This is a genomic window from Massilia sp. Root418, assembly GCF_001425265.1.
Taxonomy (GTDB): domain Bacteria; phylum Pseudomonadota; class Gammaproteobacteria; order Burkholderiales; family Burkholderiaceae_D; genus Rugamonas.
The window spans coordinates 669,505-688,135 of the sequence record NZ_LMEC01000020.1 but is presented as its reverse complement, the minus strand read 5'-3'; the positions used below and the strand labels follow the sequence as shown (position 1 = coordinate 688,135).

The following is an 18,631-nucleotide window of genomic DNA, read 5'->3' as shown; positions in this document are numbered from 1 at the left end:
CTGAAAGATTGATCGAACCGCCCAGAGCTGAGGCGTATGGCAACCGATCTTAGTCAGCCGTCAATTGACGGTCAATCATGATTATTGGCAATTTCAAGATAAAAGCAACAGGCGGGGGCCTGCCGCACCCCGGCGCTGGGCCAAGGTGTGGCAAGCGGCTTCAGGCGCGGCGGCGCTGGACCAGCGCCATGGCGGCCAGGCCGGCGCCGAGCAGCAGCAGGTTGGCCGGTTCGGGCACCACCGCCACGCCCGGATCGGACACGGCGGCGGTGATGGTGCCGATGCCGGACGCCGTCCGCGCGGGCGTCCAGCTGAAATCGGCCAGGGCCAGGCTGACCGGGTTGTAGGCCCCGAGCGGGGCGAAGGTCTCGTCGAAGGCCGACACCACGAAGTGCGACACGTAAGTGGTGAGCGGGTCGTAGGCGCCGTCGAAGGTCAGGTCGAAGGACAGCACGCCGCCGAAGACGGCGGTGTGCGACAGGTAGTTGGAGGTGTCGTTGCGGAACCTGAAACCGCCCGCCACCGCCGTCCAGCCGTAGTTCAGGTCCAGCGCGCCGAAGCCCGCCAGGTTGCTCACTACCGCCGTGGCCAGCGGCACGCCGGCGCTGGCGCTGAGCTGCATGTCCAGGTAGCCGCTGGCCGCGCCGAAGCCGGCGGTGTTGACCGAGACGTGGACCGTGCTGGCGCTGGCCATGCCGCTGCCGGCTGCCAGCGTCATGGCCATAGCCAGCGCCACGGCCAGCGGACGGGTGGCCCTGCGCAGCAGGGGGGCGAATATTTGCTTGAGATGGAAGTTCATGACGGGTTCCTTAGAAGCTGCCCTTGTAGAGCGCGGGCGTGTACGCCACCACGCTGCGGGCGGGATTGGTGAAGGTGAGCGGCACGCTGACGGTGGCGCCGGCGTTCAGCGGGCCGGCCAGGGTGACGTAGGGCGCGCCGCCGTCCGTGCCGCTGGCGTTGTCCAGCGTGAGGCCGGCGGTGAGGCCGTTCAGCTTGAGCTGCAGCGGGCCGCCCAGCGCGGCGCCGCTGGTGTTGGCCACCGTGACGCTGCCCACGTACTTGCCGGTGGCGCGGTTCAGGGTGGCGCCCTGCTGCGTCATCTGCACGCCTGCGCTCACGTCCGGCGGGCCGATTTTCACGGTCTGCGTGCGTGCCGCCTCCACGTTGCCGGCCTTGTCCACGCTCCAGTAGCTGAGCGTGTAGCTGGCGCCCGCCGCCAGCAGCACCGAGGCGCCGGTCTGCTGCACGCCGCCGTTCACCTTGTAGTAGGTGGCGGCCACGCCGGAACCGGTATCGGTGGCGCTGAAGCTGACGGTGGTGTCCTGGTTCACCGGCGCCGTGGGCGCGTTGCTGGTGGTGGTGGGCGCCGTGGTGTCCGCCCCCTGCACGGTGCCGTGGAAGCGCACTTCGGCCAGGTTGCCGTACCAGGTGCCGCCGTTGTAGACGCGGATGTAGCGGAAGGGCACGCCGCCTGTCACGGCCAGGGTCTGCCAGTCCTGCGTCGTCACGGCCGACGGGGTCAGCGTGGTCCAGCTGGCGTTGTCGTTCGAGCCTTGCACCACGGTGCCTTTGGCGCGCGCTGCCTGGTCCTGCCGGGCCGCCAGCTCCACGCCGGTCAGCGTGGCCTGGTTGCCGGCCTTGAAGTCGAAGGTGATGTAGCTGCCCACACCCGAGTTGCTGCTGCCGGTGCGGTAGTCCGAGCTGGTGCCCAGGTTGGCGTCGAACAGCGTATTGGTGATGGACAGCGTGCTGGCCGCCGAGCGCCCAACGGTGGAATCGATCAGCGTGGCGATGCCGGTCACGTTCTTGATCACGTCGGCCTCGTCCACCAGCGTCAGCAAGGTGCCGTCGGTGGTGGCCGTGTTCGGGTAGCCGTCCTTGCCGGTGCTGGTCTTGTAGTTGATGGCGAAGCCCACCGGGCCAGCCGGCGCACCTTGCGGCAGCACGGCAGTGGCGGTGTAGTTGACGTTGTCGGTGGTGGCCACGGTGGCCGGCACGCCCTGGATGGTGGCGCTGACGTTGTTGATGGCTTCCTTGGCCGTGAACGCCACCTTGACGGTGTTGCCCGGCACGACGCGGGTGCGCAGCGCCTGCGCCGAGGAGATGGACGCGGTGGAGATCATGTTCACCGATTCCACCGCGCCGTACAGGCGCAGCTCGGACATATTGCCGTACCAGGCGTTGCCGTTAACCACGCGGATGTAGCGGTAGGGCTGCAGGCTGCTGATCTTCAGCGTTTGCCAGTCCGACGAGCCGTTCGTGGCCGGGGTGAGGGTGTCCCAGGTGGCGTTGTCGTTCGAGCCCTGCACCACGGTGCCGTTGATGCGGCCCGCGTACTGGTCCTGGCGGCCGATCACTTCCACCCGGTTCAGGGTGGCCTGGCCGCCGCCCTTGAAGTCGAACTTGAGCCAGCCGCCGTTGCCCGAGCCGCTGACGCGGAAGTCGGTGAAGGTGCCCAGGTTGCTGTCCAGGAGCAGGTTGGCCTGGGCCAGCACGTCGGTCTGGTTCCTGCCGCTGGAGTCGCTCAGGCTGGCCAGGCTGAGCGGGTCGATCAGGCCGGTCTGGTCCGAGATAAACAGGGCGCTGTCGTCGGTGGTGAACAGGGTGGGCTCGGCGTTAACACCGGCCGCCGTCTTGTAGTTGATGACGAACTTGACGGCGCCGGCCGGCGCATTGGCGGTCGCCACCCAGGTGGCGGTCCAGTTCAGGTTGTCCGCGCTGGTCACAGTGGCCGGCTGGCCCTGCACCAGCACGTTGACGCTGTTGATCGCCTCCCGCGACTGGAAGTTCAGCTTCACCGTGTTGCCCGGCACGATGCGCTTCTTCAGGCTTTGCGCGGAGCTGATGGACACGGCGCTGATCTTGTTTACCGTCTCATAACGCTGGCCGAAAATGCGGAACTCGCCCACTTCCAGGATGGCGTAGGTCGGCTGCACCATCTGCAGCTTGAAGAAGCGGAAGCGCCGGTCTTTCAGGTCGTCCTGCACGGGCAGGGTCTGCATGTCGTCGGAGATGACGGTCAGGCCCGGCGTCAGGCGGGTCCAGTTCTCGTTGTCGTCGGAGCCGAACATGGCCACGCCGCCGATGCGTTCCGGGAAGCTGGCGCGCACCTGCATCTGGAAGGACGATGCCGAGGCCTTGAAGTCCGGGCCGAAGTCCATGATGTGGGCCAGGTTGGGCGCATAGGTGCCCGGCGCGGTGGACCAGCTGGTCGGCGTGTTGTCCATCAGCAGCGGAACGGCCGTGCCGAAGGTGGAGGTGATGAACATATTACGGTAGTTCATGCTGCCGTCGGCCAGCAGCGGGGTCAGCTCCTGCAGGCCCTGCACGGCGGTGTTCAGCGCCGCCAGCTTTTGCTGGAACAGCGCGTCGTTCGCGCTGCCGGACGCCGTGACGGTGTCGGCGTAGGCCGCGTTGTAGGTGTCCAGCGTGGAGGCCACGTACAGCGTGCCGGCCTTGAAGGCCGCGTTCACGGCGGCGATGGCGGACTGGCGGTCGGCCGTCACGGTGATCTTCACCACCTTGCTGGTGACGGTGGTGCCGTCCGAGGTGGTGATGATGAAGGAGTAGGTGCCGGCCTGCGCCGGCAGCCAGGAGAAGGCGCCGGTGGCGGTGTCGAAGCTGGCGCCGGCCGGCAGGTTGTCCACCTGGTAGGTCAGCACGTCGCCCGCGCCGGCGTCGGTGGCGGCGAAGCTGTGGTTGATGGCGGCGCTGGAGCTGGCGTACGTGACCAGGCTCAGGTCGGCGTCGCCCTCGGTGAACACGGGCGGAGTGAAGCTGCCGCCCTGGACGTTGATGTGGTCGATGTCGACGCGGGTGCCGGCGCCCTTGATGGTGAGGTACTGCACGTCGCTCAGGCCGTGGTAGGCGTCCAGCGTGTAATTGATGTAGCGCCACTGGCCCTTGGTGTCCGGCAGCGCCACGGTTTCGTCGAACGTTTCCAGCGACGCCACGCCGTTGGTGCGGATCTTGAAGGCGATGCTTTTCGAGCTGTTGCCGTAGCCGACCACGGCCAGCCTGGCGCCGGCTGCCGTGGTATTAATCTGCAAGAAGGACGCGGTTTCGTCCTGCATGGCCGTCACGTCGCCTTCCAGTACCGTGAAACGGTCTTCCACTTCGCGGTAAGGTTCGGCGATCGGCTTGACCAGCAGCTGGCCGCCTTCGGCGTCCGCCGCTGCCGGCGGGATGAAGAGCCAGTAGTCGCCGCCGCCGTCCACGCCGTCCCAGTTGTAGCTGGTGCGCAGCGCGAACATGTGGCTCAGGTAGGGCGCGCGCTGGGCGATGTCCACGCCCTTCACGTACTTGTAATAGTAGTAGGGTTCCCACAGACTGGAGAACATGCGGCCCCGGTAGCCGCCCGCAATCTCGCGGTACACCACGGTGGGCACGCCGTTGGCGTCCGTGTGCGAGGCGGTCGGCACCCACGGCGTGTCGTAGCCGGTCATGTAGCGGCCGAAGAAGTCGGCCGCGTCCAGGATGCGGTCGTTCAGGAATTCGTAGGGGCCGACCGCGTCCGCCGCGGTGGAGGCGGTGCCGGTGGCCGGATCGACCTTGGTGTCCTGCGCGTTGAGCAGGCGCGCCAGGATGCCGGCGTTGGTGATGTCGCCGCCGCCGTGGGCCTGGTCGCGGCCCATTTCCACGTGCTGCACCACCGGGGTCACGGCTTCGCCGGTCAGGTCGTTCTTCTCCACCAGGCGGAACAGCGCCTTGATGGCGCCGTTCTGGCCCTGGTCCTCGGCCGTGCGGTTCACCGTGAACCATTCCACGCCCTCGTTGTAGCGCGGCCGGTTGCCGGTGAAGATGTAGCCCGACATGGCGCCCAGCAGCGGATAAAGGTGCTGGTTCATGAAGCGGTAGTTGGTGTGCTGGAAGGTCTCGATGACCGGGTTGATCAGGTTGGTGGAGAAGCTGGCCGTGTCCTGCGCGGTCCATTCCAGCGCCGCGGTCTGGCAACTGGTGTAGCGCATGATTTCGGCGGCTGCCACCATGCGGCTCAGCGGTATGCCGGTGTGGATGTGGGAGTCTACGAAATAGACGTACTGCGCCGGGTCCATCTGCGCCCAGATGCGCAGGATGCGCATGGTGTTGGCACGGTAGGTCTCGTCGCCGGTGATGTAGTAGAGCAGGGCCTGGGTGTAGGCTTTCAGGCCGTCCGCGATGAACTTCGAGTTGAATCCCTGGCTGCTGAAGGCCAGGCTGCCCGGCTTGGTCGGGTCGCTGCCCTGGTTGCTGGAGACCACGGTCCTGGACGCGGCGGAGGACAGCAGCATGGCGTTGAAGTGCGTGTTCCAAGGCTCCTTCTGCGCCAGCACCTGGGCCCGCACGTTTTCCAGCATGTCCTTGGTCAGGCCAACGCCCGGGTGCTTGAAGCCGCTGGCGTCGATGGTTTCGTTGATGGCGGGCTGGTAGGCGGTGGCCAGCGTTGCGATGGTGTCGGCCGCGCAGGCGCCTTGCGGCAGCAAGCTGCTGATCAGACCGAGAGAAAACAGCATGGCGGCGATGCGGGTGGGCGTGGGCGCGCCCCGAGATTCAACTCTGTTCATTGTGCTTCCCTGTCTCGTTATAAGTTGTTGTGGGTGAAACAAATTCGCAGGCATTGCGACTATTGTGTTATCGATAACAAACGTAGCCGATAAAAAACGCATCTGTGTGCGTTGAGCTGCCCGCCAATTCTATCCAATTGTTGCAGGCCTGACGTATGCCATTTTTAGCGGCCTGCAACGGTTCAGTAATCGTTATCGATAACTCTCGGCGTTCACGCGGTCATCAGCGCGGCCACCGCCGTGGCGCTCAGCGCGCCCCGGTAGATGCGGAAGTCGTCGATCTTGCCGTTGAAGTAGGGGTCGGGATATTGCGAACGGCCGATCCAGTTCTGGCTGGTGGCGCCCAGGCGGAACGGGGCCAGGAACATGTCCGCGTTGCTGCCCGAGACGGCGCCGTTCACGTACAGCGTGGCGTTTCGTCCGGACAGCGTGACCGCCACGTGCACCCACTGCCCCGTGGGCAGGGCGGCGGCGCCGTCGACGGCGCGCTCGCCGTTGCCGCCGTTGACGGTCATGGCGAAACGCAGCTTGCCGGTGCCGGCGCGCGCGGTCAGCATCATGTAGTCGCCGACGCCGGAGCCGAAGTCGAAGATGCGCTCCCAGGTGCGCGCCGCGTTCCAGTAGACCCAGGCGGCGATGGTGAAGTCGCCCACGTCGCTCATCAGGCCGGCCGGCAGGCTCACGTAGCCGCTGCTGCCGTCCAGCGAGACGGCATTGGCCTTCTTGCCCGCGCCCCAGCTGGCGCCGCCGGCCAGGGTGCCGGGATGGTTGTTGCCGCTGGCGTCGGCCGCGCTGGTGCCGTTGGCTGCGTCGAAGGGCAGGTAGGTGTGCAGCGGCGTGCCGGTAATGGCGCGCGCCTCGTTGGACGGCGCGCTGGTGCCGGCTGGCGTGGCGGCGGTGACCACGTAGTAATAGCTGCCGGCAGCCAGGCCGCTGTCGGTGTAGCTGAGCAGGCCGGTGATGTTGCTGGCCACCGTGGTGTAGGGCCCCCCGGCCACGCTGGCGCGCTTGACGGTATAGCCGGTGGCGTAGGCGCTGCCCCACCAGGACAGCACCACCGCGCCGCCGCTGACGTAGGCGGTGAGGCCGCTGGGCGCCGCGCCGGCGGCAATCGGGTCCAGGCCGCAGGTGAGGGTGCCGTAGCCCAGCTGGTCGTAGCCGCCGCTGGTGGAGCCGGAGCCGCCGCCCTCGGGCTGGACCAGCAGCGCAAACTGCTTGGACCACGGTGCGGCCAGGCCCTTGCGGTTCACATAGTGGTTGTACACCAGCGCCCAGCAGGGCCGCTGGTTGCCGATGCCGGCGGTGGCGAACGCGGTCTGGTTCACATTGTCCACGTTGTCGTAGGTGACGTAGGGCACCGTGTAATAGGTGGTGCCGGATTCGATCAGGTTGGCCTTGGCCACGTATTCGGCCGCCATCAGGAAGCGGTTGTTGTCGTAGCCGTACAGGTCCACGCCCTGGTTCCAGGCCATCTCGCACATGGCCCCCATCAACGCGATGCCGAGCGTGTTGTGGCCCTGGTCGCGGCCGGACTCCTGCCATTGGCCCAGGTAGCCGGGGTGTACATAGTAGACCGCCTGGCCGATAGCGCCGTTGCCCGCGCCGCTCTTGAAATAAGTCACGGCTTCGTCGAACAGCGCCTGCTCGTCGCACAGCACGCCGATGGCCATGATGGAGGCCATGTTGCACACGTCCCAGTTAGCCCAGTAGTGCGTGACCTCGGTGTTGTTGTGGCGGACCAGGAAGTCGTGATTGATCGGATAGAAGATGTTGCGCATCATGCCCTGGAAGCGGGTGAAGTCGGCGGCCGCCCAGCCGCTGTAGGTGCGCATGATCTCGCCCGCGTTGGCGAATTCGTAGCCGTAGATGCCGGCCGCCAGCTGGGAATCGGTGGTGCCGCTGATGCCGGTGAGCGTGGACGACCAGGCGTTCATGATCTGCACCGACTTGTCGGCGTAGGCGCTGTCGCCGGAGATCTTCCAGCGCAGCGCGCAGGCGTAGGCGGCGGCCACGTCGTTGAACAGCTTGCTGTAGTTCTGCGGATGCACGCCGTCGTCGCCGCGGTAGACCACGGCCTGGGGCGAGGCGACGTAGGACAACTGGGCGTGGGAGTTGGCGATCAGCTTGTCCCAGCTGCCTTTCCAGGGCTGGGTGTTGTACTTTTGCATCATCCGGTTGAAGTCAGCCTGCGTGTGCAACAGGCCTGGATGGATAAAGCCGCCGCTGCCGGCCAGCAGGCGCGGGGAGGCCGCCTGCGGCTGCGCATCGAAGGCGGAGCCGCCGCAGCCGGCCAGCGCCAGGGCGCCCAGGCTGTAGAGGAAGGTGCGGCGCGAAAGGCTGTCCGCCTCGCGCTGCGGGGCGGTGTGGCGGGGGGCGTTTTCCTGTTTCGTCATCTTTGTCTCCTGTGGATTTGTTATCGATAACATTTTGTGGCGCGCGTTGCTGCGCCAGGTCATTCTAGGTAGGCGGTTGCGGAATCACGTATAGCATTTCACAAAAAATGCATACCGATTTGAGATAGCTGCCCAAAATTTTCTGTGCTACCATCGTTTCTGTTATCGATAACTTGCAGCATCCGGTAGCAGGGGTTGGACCAAGCAACGAGGGACTGATCGAAGCAAGCACGCGCTGTAAAGCGCGAAACGAGAATAAATGGAGACAGAAATGAACAAGCAACTGAAGCACTCCCTGCCGATTTCCGCCATGGCCCTGGCGGTGGCGCAAGGCCTGTTTGTGGCGCCGTGCGCGCTGGCCCAGGACAACACCGTGGTGGTGACCGGCATCCGTGCCAGCGCCCGTTCCTCGGTGGCCATCAAGCGCGACACGATGGAAGTGGTGGACTCGATCACCGCCGAAGACATCGGCAAACTGCCGGACCTGAACGTGGCCGAGACGCTGACCCGCATCCCCGGCGTGCAGGGCTACCGCTACGGCGGCGAGGGTGCTTCGCCGGTGGGCGCCGGTTCCGGCCTGACCATCCGCGGCCTGAGCAACCAGACCGCATCGCAAATCAACGGCCGCGCATTCAACACGGCCGGCGGCCGCGAATTCAATATCGAAAGCGCGATTCCAGGCATGATTGCCGGCGTCGACGTGTACAAGAATCCGTCGGCCGAACACATCGAGGGCGGCATCGGCGGCCTGGTGAACATCCGCAACCGCAACCCCAGCGATTTCAAGGGCCCGACCGTCGCGGCCTCGCTCAGCGTGCGCAACAACGACCTGGCCAAGAAGACCGATCCCGAACTGTTCATCATGGGCGCCAACCGCTTCGACCTGGGCGGCGGCAGCCGCATCGGCGTGATGGGCGCGGCGGTCTACCAGAAGAGCACCGGCCGCTCGGACAACAACCCGGCCAACCGTGGCGGCAGCCTGAAACGCGCGGTGCGCGCCGACAGCGCCGAATACGCCAGCCGTGCCGCCGCCAACACGGCCAACAGCCCCTTCCTGCCGATGTCCGCGTATGTGGGCCGCAACGACGTCAGCTTCCTGGACAATGTCGGCACCACCGGCGCGAACCTGCCCAACGTGGCGGGCCTGACCGCCGAGCAGGCCGGCAATGTCATGTCGGGCACCGGCCTGACCAGCAACGTGTTCCAGGAAACCATCATGCGCGAGCGCAAGGGCCTGAACCTGGCGGCGGACTACCGCGTCAGCAACACCCTGCGTTTCTACGGCGAAGCCAACTACCTGTACTACCTGTACCACCAGAACTACCGCGGCCTGAACTCGGTGGACGGCGGCAACGTGCAGAACCTGCAGACCACGCCGTTCAACTACACCGAAACGCTGGCCAACCGCAACATCAACGGCGGCAGCGACGACGTGCTGGTCAACAAGCGCGTGCTGAGCGGCAGCTTCCTGAACTCGGCCGTCACCAGCCTGGGCGGCGACGAGCACACCCCGTACACCACCTGGGTCGGCGCGGCCGGCGTGGAGTGGAGCCCGACTGCGGACCTGTCGCTGAAGGCCGACTTCTCCTACATCAAATCCGACAAGACCCAGGACAACCGCTCCGTGATGATGGATTCGGCCCCGGGCAAGCTGTGGTCCACCAACCGCATCGCCGACGGCGCGCCGCACCAGCTGACCTTCACCGGTCCGGACCTGGGCGACCCGTCCAACTTCGTGTTCCGTTCCTATGACAACGGCACCAACCAGCGCTGGGACGACAGTGGCCACGCCACCGCCCTGAGCGGCACCTACAGCCTGGACGCGGGTCCGTTCAACAAGCTCAAGTTCGGCACCCGCTACGCCCACATGGAGAGCCTGTACAAGAACTACCGCTTCGTCGGCAAACCGCTGACCACCGACGGCCTGCCGCTGACGGCCAACCGCTCGAACGCCATCAACGCCGCCTCCATGCCGGGCGTGATCCAGCAGGCGCCCACCAACTTCATGGACGGCAAGGCCGGCTATGCGGGCGGCTTCGCGGTGTACTCGCCGGACGCCCTGCTGGGCAACGGCGTGCAGACCGCCTTCCCGAAAGCGGGCATCGCCCCGGACGGCGCCTATCCTGAACTCGCCGGCGAGCGCCGCTTCATCGAAGAGAACACGCTGGCCGGCTACCTGGTGGGCGAATTCTCCGCGATGGACGACCGCCTGAAAGGTAACGTCGGCGTGCGCGTGGTGCGCACCACCGGCACCGCCGTGGCGCGCGCCCCGGCCCTGAACGGTTCCCTGGTGGACGTGGTGGGCAAGACCAACTACACCAACGCGCTGCCGTCGTTTAACGCCTCCTATGACATCAGCAAGGAGCAGCTGGTGCGCTTTGCCTACGGCCGCGGCATGACCCGTGCCGGCCTGGGCGACCTGAATCCGTCCATCAGCGGCGTGAACACCTCCAACGGCACGGCCAACGTCGGTAATTCCGAACTGCGTCCGCTGGTGGCAGACAGCTACGACATCTCGCTGGAACACTACTTCAGCAAGACCAACTACGCCTCGCTTGCCGTGTTCGACAAGGAGATCGACGGCTTCTTCAACTCGCTGATCTCCTGCCAGACGCTGGACCCTGCGGTGGCCGGTCCCTACAGCGGCCCAGGCAACGGTTGCACCGGCGGCCAGTATGCGGTCAGCAAGCGCGTGAATGCCGAGAAAGGCTACGCGCGCGGCGTGGAAGTGGCGGGCCAGTTCTTCTTCGACGGCGCCGAAGGCATCCTGAAGAACTTCGGCGTGGCCGGCTCCTACACCTACGTGAAGACCTCCAACCCGATCAACTTCGGCACCGCCGCCGCGCCGCGCGTGGTGAGCATGCCGCAGCCTTTCCAGTCCAAGCACAACTACAGCATTTCCGGCATGTACGAGGACAAGAAGCTGTCGGGCCGCCTGGTCTACACGTGGCGTTCGATGTCGCTGTTTAACGACGTGGCGGTCAACCCGATCGACAGCCGCTCGATCGACGCCTACGGCATCCTGGACGGTTCGATCAACTACGAGATCGCCGACAACCTGACCTTGTCGTTCAACGCGAACAACATCACCAACAAGGCGCTGCACCGCTATATCGGCGAGCCAGACCACAAGACCGGCATCGAGCTGCAGCATTACGGCAACGGCCGCACCTACAGCCTGGCCCTGCGCTACAAGTTCGGTCAGTGATATCCTGACTTGCTGAGCGCGCGAATGGATGGACGGCTGCGGCCCTCCATCCATTCTTTACTTGAACTTACTGAATAAGAATCCATGTCCAAGAAACCGAGCCCGATCTCCCTTGCCGTTCTCATGCTGATTTCCTCCCTGGCGCCGCTCGCTGCGGCGCAGCCGCCTGCGCAGGCCGCCGAGTGGGAGCAGCCCGAAGTGTTCGCGGTGAACCGCGAGCCGATGAAGACCACCTTCTTCAACTTCGAAACGCGCGAGCAGGCGATTCGGGGGGACATGGCGGCGTCGAAGTACTACCGTTCGCTGGACGGCGCCTGGGCCTTCGCCTATTCGCCCAATCCGGACGTGCGTCCGGCGCGCTTCTACGAGCCGGGCTTCGACGTCAGCGGCTGGAAGTCCATCCAGGTGCCGGGCATGATACAGGCGCAGGGGAAGGGCAAGGAGTTCGGCCTGCCGGTGTTCACCAACATCCAGTACCCGTTCCCGATGAACGAACCCTTCATCCCGCACGGCATGAACGAAGTGGGCTCCTACCGGCGCGACTTCGAGGTGCCGGCCAACTGGGACGGGCGCGACGTGTTCCTGCACATCGGCGCGGCCGGCGCGGCCTACTACGTGTGGGTGAACGGCCAGAAGGTGGGCTACTCGGAAGACTCCAAGCTGCCGTCCGAGTTTGAACTGAGCCGCTACGTCAAGCCGGGCAAAAACACCATCGCCATCGAGGTGTACCGCTGGGCCGACGGCTCCTACCTGGAAGACCAGGACTTCTGGCGCCTGTCCGGCATCGAGCGCAGCGTGTACGTCTATGCCGAGCCGAAATCGCGCCTGCGCGACTTCAGCGTGACGGCGCTGCTCGACAAGCAGCGCTATGCGGACGGCGAATTCTCGCTGCAGGCCGACATGGCCGGCCTGCCGGCCAAGGGCGAAATCGCCGTCACCGTGTACGACGGCGAACGCGCCGTGCTGACCGGCAGGGGCGCGGTGGCGGACGGCCGCGCCGAACCGGTCAAGGGCGTGATCCGCAACGTGAAAGCCTGGTCGGCCGAGACGCCGAACCTGTACCGCATGGTGGTGGAGTACAAGGGCGCCGACGGCGCGCTGATCTCGGCCACCTCGCGCCGCATCGGCTTTCGCACCGTGGAGATCAAGGGCGGCGAAGTGCAGGTGAACGGCAAGCGCGTGATGATCAAGGGCGTGAACCGCCACGAGCACGATCCCGTCACCTATCGCGTCCTGTCGATGGAGTCCATGCGCAAGGACATGGAGCTGATGAAGCAGGCCAACGTGAACGCGGTGCGCACTTCGCACTACCCGAACGATCCGCGCTGGTACGACCTGGCCGACGAATACGGCATGTACGTGTTCGACGAGGCCAACATTGAAACCCACGGCTACATGGAAGCGGGCGACAAGGCCGGCCCCGGCAAGCGCGAGGCCATCCAGCTGGGCTACAAGGCGCACTGGAAGGCGGCCCACCTGGACCGCGTGTCGCGCATGGTGCAGCGCGACCGCAACCATCCCTCCGTCATTTTCTGGTCGCTGGGGAACGAGGCCGGCACCGGCCCAAATTTCGAGAACGCCGCCCAGTGGATACGGCAGAACGACCCGACCCGCCTGGTGAGCTACCTGGGCCACGGCACGCTGGGCGAGGAGCACAAGCCCAACGACTACGTCGACATCTATGCGCCGATGTACGACGATATCGAGAAGATGGCCGACTACGCGCAGGATCCGCGCTACAAGCAGCCGATGATACAGTGCGAGTACGCGCACGCCATGGGCAATTCGCTGGGCAACCTGGAAGACTACTGGCAGGTGATCCGCGCGCATAAGAAGCTGCAGGGCGGCTTCGTGTGGGACTGGGTGGACCAGAGCGTCTACGCCAGGGACGAGAAGGGCCGCAGCTACTGGGCTTCCGGCTTCGACGTCAACCCCTCGCACGGCGACAACAGCGTGGTGGGCGACGGCGTGGTGCGCTCGGACCGCACGCCGGACCCGGAATACTATGAACTGCAGAAGGTGTATTCGCCGGTGGTGTTCGAGGGCGATCCCAAGTCCGGCAAGATCACGGTGGTGAACCGCTACGACTTCAAGGACCTGTCGGAGCTGGAATTCGCCTGGACCATCGCCAATGACGGCGTGCCGGTGGCGCGCGGTATGCTGGACGGCGTGCGCGTGGCGGCAGGCGGCAGGCAGACCTTGCCGATCAAGCTGCCCATGCTCAAGCGTGCGGCCGGCGTGGAGTCGGTGCTGACGGTGCAGGCGCGCTACAAGGGCGCGTCCACGCCGGGCGTGGCGGCGCACAGCGTGGCCGGCTGGTCGCAATTCGTGCTGGCGCCGGGTGCCGGCGCTGCCCATGCCACCGCCCTGGCCAAGCCGGTGCGCAGCGGCGACGCCATCACCATCTCGGCGGCAGGCGCCGAACTGAAGATCGACGCGCTGACCGGCAAGGTGAACTACAGCGCCGCCGGCCAGCCGCTGCTGAGCGGCGGCACGCCGAACTTCTGGCGCGGCCTGAACGACAACGACGAAGGCACCGGCGTGGAGAAGAGCCACGCGGTGTGGAAGAAATTCACGGAGGAGCGCAACGTGCGCGCGGTGACGGTGGGCGCGCACAGCGTGAAGGTGCTGTACAGCTTCGGCGCCGGCGCGGCGCACTGGGAAACCGAGTACGCGCTGTCGGCCGGCGGCGCGCTGCGCGTGAAGGCCGCCTTCACGCCGCTGCGCGACGACCTGCCGGACCCGCTGCGCCTGGGCTTGCGCTTCAACCAGCCGGCGCAGCTGGCGCAGGTGAAGTGGTACGGCCGCGGCCCGCAGGAATCCTATGCCGACCGCTACACCGGCTATCCGCTTGGCCTGTACGAGGGCAAGCTGGCGGACCAGTACCACGGCTATATCCGTCCGCAGGAAAGCGGCAACAAGACCGGCGTGCGCTGGCTGGCGCTGCTGGACGAACAGGGCAAGGGCCTGAAAGTGGAGGGCGCGCAGCCGCTGTCGGTGAACGCGCTGGCCTTCCCCTACGAGGACCTGTACCTGCGTCCGCGCGGCGCGTGGAAGAGTTCCGAGATTGCGCCGCACGGCGACGGTTCGCTGCTGGTGGACCTGGCGCAGGCCGGCGTGGGCGGCGATACGGGCTGGAGCCTGGACGGCCGCGCGCACCAGAAGTACCGCATCAAACTGGCGCCGGCCAGCTACAGTTTTACGGTCACGCCGGGCAGCTTTAAATGACGCAGGGGGGCTATAATAGTAGCCTTCCTACCAATAGCGCAACAAGGGACAATGGCACAAGCAGCTAAAAAAGCTAAACCAGCGCAAGCTATCCCTGCCAAACAGGCCGGGCGCGTTGAACGCGGCAGCAGCGGCGCCACCATCTACGATGTGGCCCGCGTTGCAGGCGTATCCGCCATGACGGTGTCCCGCGTCATGAACGGCAATACCCACGTCTCCGACATCACGCGGGAAAAGGTGACGGCGGCGATCGAGTCGCTGAACTACCAGGTCAACACGGCGGCCCGCGCGGCGCGTATCGGCACCCTCGGTATCGGCTTGTTGTACAGCAATCCCAGCTCGGCCTATATGAGCGCCTTCCTGGTCGGCGCCATGGACCAGTGCAGCCAGAGCGGCGGGCAGCTGATCCTGGAGCGCTGCGAAGACCTGCGCAGCCAGCGCAGCGCGATCGCCAAACTGATCGCCAGCGGGGCGGACGGCATCCTGGTGCCGCCGCCGCTGTGCGATTCCCGCTCGGCCCTCAAGCAGCTCGATGAAATCGGCATGCCCACCGTGGCTATTGCAACCGGCCGTCCGGTGGCCAGCGTGTCCGCCGTGCGCATCGACGACTATCAAGGCGCTTACGCCATGATGCGGCATTTGCTGTCGTTGGGGCACACGGACATCGCCTTCATCCAGGGCGACCCGAAGCACACGCCGGCCCAGCTGCGCTACAAGGCCTACGAGGACGCGATGACCGAGGCGGGCCTGCCGGTGCGCCCGGAGCGCGTGGCTCCCGGCCTGTTTACCTACCGTTCCGGCCTCGACGCGGCGCGCCAGTTGCTGGCGCAGCCCACCCGCCCGACCGCCATCTTCGCCAGCAACGACGACATGGCGGCAGGCGCCATGGCAGTGGCGCACGGTATGCACCTGCTGGTGCCGGAGCAGCTCACCATCTGCGGCTTCGACGATACGCCGGTGGCGACCACGGTGTGGCCGGAGCTGACCACCATCCACCAGCCCATCGGCGACATGGCGCGCGCCGCCGTGGACCTGCTGGTGGAACAGATCCGGCGCCGCCGCGCGGGCGAGCCGGCCGTGGTGCAGCACAAGCTGCTGCCGTTTACGCTGGTTACGCGCGAGTCGGCGGCTAACCCGGCCGCCTGAGCGGCCTGCATCGGCGCATCAGTCCAAGGCCTTGCGCCGGTCCGGCACGGGCTCGCCGAAGTCCGGGCTGCCGTCGGCTTTCCAGTTGATGACCTGCGCGCGCGTGTGGCGGTTCGGGTCGTACAGCGGATCGCCCTGGATGTCGCGGTAGCTGCGCGCGTGGTAGACCAGGATGTCGGTCTTGCCGTCCGGCGTGGTGGTGAAGCTGTTGTGGCCCGGGCCGTACTGGCTGTTGGCCGCGCTGGACTTGAACACCGGCTCGGGTGACTTCTTCCAGGAGGCCGGATCCAGCAGGTCGGCGCCGGCGTCCGCCGTCAGCATGCCGAGCGCGTAGTTGGCGTCGGTGGCGCTGGCGGAATAGGTGAGGAAGACCTTGCCGTTCCTGGCCAGCACCGCCGGCGCTTCGTTCACCGCGTGCTTGACCTTCTCCCAGGCGTACTCGGGCCGCGTCAGCAGCACGGTCTTGCCGGTGATGGCGGACGGCGAACGCATTTCCGCCATGTAGATGCTGGTGTTCATCGGCTCGTCCGGCGTGCGGCAGCATTGCACCCAGACGAAGTAGCGCCTGCCCCTGTGCTCGAAGATGGTGGCGTCCAGCGAGAAACTGTCCCAGCCGGTGTCGATGCGGCCCAGCTCTTTCCATTCCCCGGTCATCGGATCGTCCGCGGCGTTTTCCAGCACATAGGGACGGATGTCCCAGTGCGCGTCGGCGCGGCCGGCAGAGAAGTAGATATACCACTTGCCGCCGATGCGGTGCAGTTCAGGCGCCCAGATGTGGTGGCTCATCGGCCCGGCCGCGTGCTTGCGCCACACCACTTTGGTCTCCGCCGAGCGCAGGGCGTTCAGGTCGCGCGTACGGCGCAGTTCGATGCGGTCATATTCGGGCGCGGTGGCGGTGAAGTAGTAGTTGCCGTCGGCTTGCAGCTGCACGTGCGGATCGGCGCGCTGCGGCAGCAGGGGATTGTCGAATTCGACGGCGGCGGCGCTGCCGGCGCCGGCGGCCAGCGCCAGTCCGAGCACGGCCAGCGCGCGCGGTAATGCATGCTTGATCATGTGGTCTCCGTGCCGCTGCCGTTCATAGCACCAGTATGCCCTGCAGCGAGGACAGCTTGTCCGCGTCGGACCAGCTGCCCAGCAGCGTGCCGGCCGCGTCGAACTCCAGCAGCTGGCGGCCTTTGGCGCCGTTGTCCGGGCCGTGGCCCTGCCAGTTGGCGACCACCACGTGGCCGTTGTCCAGCACCTGGAAGGTAGCGTAGAAGAAGGGCGCCACTTCCTCCCGCATCGCCGCCGGCAGCTGCGCCGCGCCGCCGAAGGTAGAGGCCAGCCGGCCTTGCGCGTCGAAGCGCGCCATGAAGGCGCCGTAGCCGGCCGAGACCAAGGTGCCGCCGTCGGCCGTGCGCTGCGCCTTCCAGGCGTGCTCGAAGCCGGGCGCGGCCAGCTTGCGGAGTTCGTTCAGGCCCTGGTCCGTTTCCAGGATATGGTCGTTGGTGCACAGCAGGTAGCCGGCGCCGGCGGGGCGCATCAGGCGCACATAGTCGCCTTCGCGGCGTGCGGACGCGGTCTGCACCAGGTCGCTGTCCAGCGTCAGCACGTTGATGCCGTTCTTGCCGAAATCCAGATCCACGCCGGTCACCAGCGTGTCGCCGTTGTCCAGGCGGCAGGCGGCGGTGACGCCCATCCAGCGGTCGCACACGCGCAGCACTTCGCCGCTGGAGATGGCCAGCTCGAAGAAGCCGCGCTCAAAGCCGACCAGGGCCCGGTCCGGGCCGATGCGCTGCAGGTCGCGCGCCAGCGCAAAGTCCGCCAGGCTGCGGCTCCAGCCGGCGGCGGCGTCGCGGGTGTCGATCAGGTGCAGCCGCTGGCGGCCTTCGTCGATTGCCAGGAATTGGTGTTGCAGTGTCATGCCGTGGTCCTTACCAGTATGGTTGCCAGTCGCGCGTCAGGCGCACCAGCGCTTCGAAATAAAAATAATCGCCCCAGATGCAGCACTCGTCCACGCCCATGCGCTGCGGCTTGTGGTACACGGCGTGCTTCAGCAGGCCGCTGCCGGGTGCGCCGTCGGTGATCAGGTAGCGGCTGGACAGTTCCTGCACCATGCCGCCGGCGGCGCGCTGGTAGGCGGCGCGCAGCGGATCATCCTGCGGCAGCTGGCGCGCCAGCTCCAGCAGGCCGCTGGCCGCGATGGCGGCGGCGGAGCTGTCGCGTTCCTCCGGGCCGGTAGTGAAGATCAGGTCCCAGTAGCAGATGCCGTCCTCCGGCAGCCGGTTCAGGAAGTAGTTGGCCACCACCTTGGACAGGTCCAGCAGGCGCGTGTCGCCGTTGTGGCGGCTCACCAGCGGGAAGCCGGAGATGCCCCAGGCCTGCCCGCGCGACCAGCAGGAGTCGTCGGCAAAGCCCTGGTGGGTCTTGCCGTGGCGCGGCAGGCCGGTGGCCGGGTCGAAGAAGAAGGTGTGGAAGGTGGAGCCGTCGGCGCGCACGATGTGGCGCGCGGCGGCCTCGATATGGCGGTTGGCCGCGTCGGAGAAGGCGCGCTCGCCGCTGTGCTCTGCCGCCCAGTACAGCAGCGGCAGGTTCAGGTTGCAGTCGATGATCATGCGGCCGGCCTGCTCGGGGTCGTTCAGGTCGCCCCAGGCCTGGATGATGCCGGCGCGTTCCATGTAGCGCTCCAGCAGCAGGCGCGCGGCGCCCATGGCCGCTTCGGCCGCCAGTGCGCTGCCGGTGAGCTTGTGCGCCGCGATGCAGGATAAGCTGTACAGGAAGCCCAGGTCGTGGTGGTTGGTGTTGATACGCTGCGCCTGGCGCGCATGGAAGCTGCGCACGTGTTCCTCGGCTGCGGCGCGGTAGTGCGGCTTGCCGCTCACTTCGTAGGCCAGCCACAGCATGCCGGTCCAGAAGCCGTTGGTCCATTCGATGTTGCCGATGGTGGGATAGACCGAGTTGGTGCTGGACGGCGCCGGGAAGTCCGCGCCGAAGTGTTCCAGGTTGCGGTCGATCGCGGCCAGCACATGCGCGATGGCTTGCTGCAGCGCCGCCTGGCCGGGCTGGGCTTCCCAGTGGCGCGGCAGGGCGCCGGACAGCGCCTCCATTACGGCCGGGTTGAGGGATGGGGACAT

Annotated in this window: 9 protein-coding genes; 3 read left to right on the top strand and 6 right to left on the bottom strand. The window is 66.5% G+C overall.

Annotation, left to right across the window (positions count from 1 at the left end):
* Nucleotides 1–160: 160 nt before the first annotated feature.
* From ASC94_RS15425 to ASC94_RS15415, 3 genes are all read right to left on the bottom strand, one after another.
* Nucleotides 161–799, bottom strand: a complete 639-nt coding sequence (locus tag ASC94_RS15425; RefSeq protein WP_056396415.1) for an NF038129 family PEP-CTERM protein — start codon at nt 797–799, stop codon at nt 161–163.
* Nucleotides 800–809: 10 nt separating this feature from the next.
* Nucleotides 810–5,543, bottom strand: a complete 4,734-nt coding sequence (locus tag ASC94_RS15420) for a discoidin domain-containing protein (RefSeq protein ID WP_162251427.1) — start codon at nt 5,541–5,543, stop codon at nt 810–812.
* A gap of 212 nt (nt 5,544–5,755) precedes the next feature.
* Complete coding sequence (locus tag ASC94_RS15415; protein WP_056396410.1) at nt 5,756–7,936, bottom strand: LamG-like jellyroll fold domain-containing protein; 2,181 nt, start codon at nt 7,934–7,936, stop codon at nt 5,756–5,758.
* A 271-nt stretch (nt 7,937–8,207) separates the two neighbouring features.
* On the opposite strand from ASC94_RS15415, the gene ASC94_RS15410 reads away from it, so the two are divergent.
* The 3 genes from ASC94_RS15410 to ASC94_RS15400 all read left to right on the top strand — a co-directional run bounded on the left by ASC94_RS15410 (nt 8,208) and on the right by ASC94_RS15400 (nt 15,518).
* Nucleotides 8,208–11,144, top strand: coding sequence for a TonB-dependent receptor (locus tag ASC94_RS15410; RefSeq protein WP_056396407.1), 2,937 nt, complete (start codon nt 8,208–8,210; stop codon nt 11,142–11,144).
* Nucleotides 11,145–11,228: 84 nt separating this feature from the next.
* Nucleotides 11,229–14,372 carry a glycoside hydrolase family 2 TIM barrel-domain containing protein gene (locus tag ASC94_RS15405; protein WP_056396403.1) on the top strand — a complete coding sequence of 1,048 codons (3,144 nt, stop codon included), beginning with the start codon at nt 11,229–11,231 and terminating at the stop codon, nt 14,370–14,372.
* Nucleotides 14,373–14,423: 51 nt separating this feature from the next.
* Nucleotides 14,424–15,518 carry a LacI family DNA-binding transcriptional regulator gene (locus tag ASC94_RS15400; RefSeq protein ID WP_082616554.1) on the top strand — a complete coding sequence of 365 codons (1,095 nt, stop codon included), beginning with the start codon at nt 14,424–14,426 and terminating at the stop codon, nt 15,516–15,518.
* 18 nt (nt 15,519–15,536) lie between these two features.
* On the opposite strand, the gene ASC94_RS15395 is transcribed toward ASC94_RS15400, so the two are convergent.
* Genes ASC94_RS15395 through ASC94_RS15385 form a run of 3 tightly spaced genes read right to left on the bottom strand, consistent with a single transcriptional unit; the run spans nt 15,537 to nt 18,631 of the window.
* Complete coding sequence (locus tag ASC94_RS15395; protein ID WP_056396399.1) at nt 15,537–16,571, bottom strand: family 43 glycosylhydrolase; 1,035 nt, start codon at nt 16,569–16,571, stop codon at nt 15,537–15,539.
* 22 nt (nt 16,572–16,593) lie between these two features.
* On the bottom strand, nt 16,594–17,421 hold the full coding sequence (locus ASC94_RS15390; RefSeq protein ID WP_056396394.1) for a hypothetical protein: 828 nt from the start codon (nt 17,419–17,421) through the stop codon (nt 16,594–16,596).
* A 10-nt stretch (nt 17,422–17,431) separates the two neighbouring features.
* Nucleotides 17,432–18,631 carry a glycoside hydrolase family 88 protein gene (locus ASC94_RS15385; protein WP_056396391.1) on the bottom strand — a complete coding sequence of 400 codons (1,200 nt, stop codon included), beginning with the start codon at nt 18,629–18,631 and terminating at the stop codon, nt 17,432–17,434.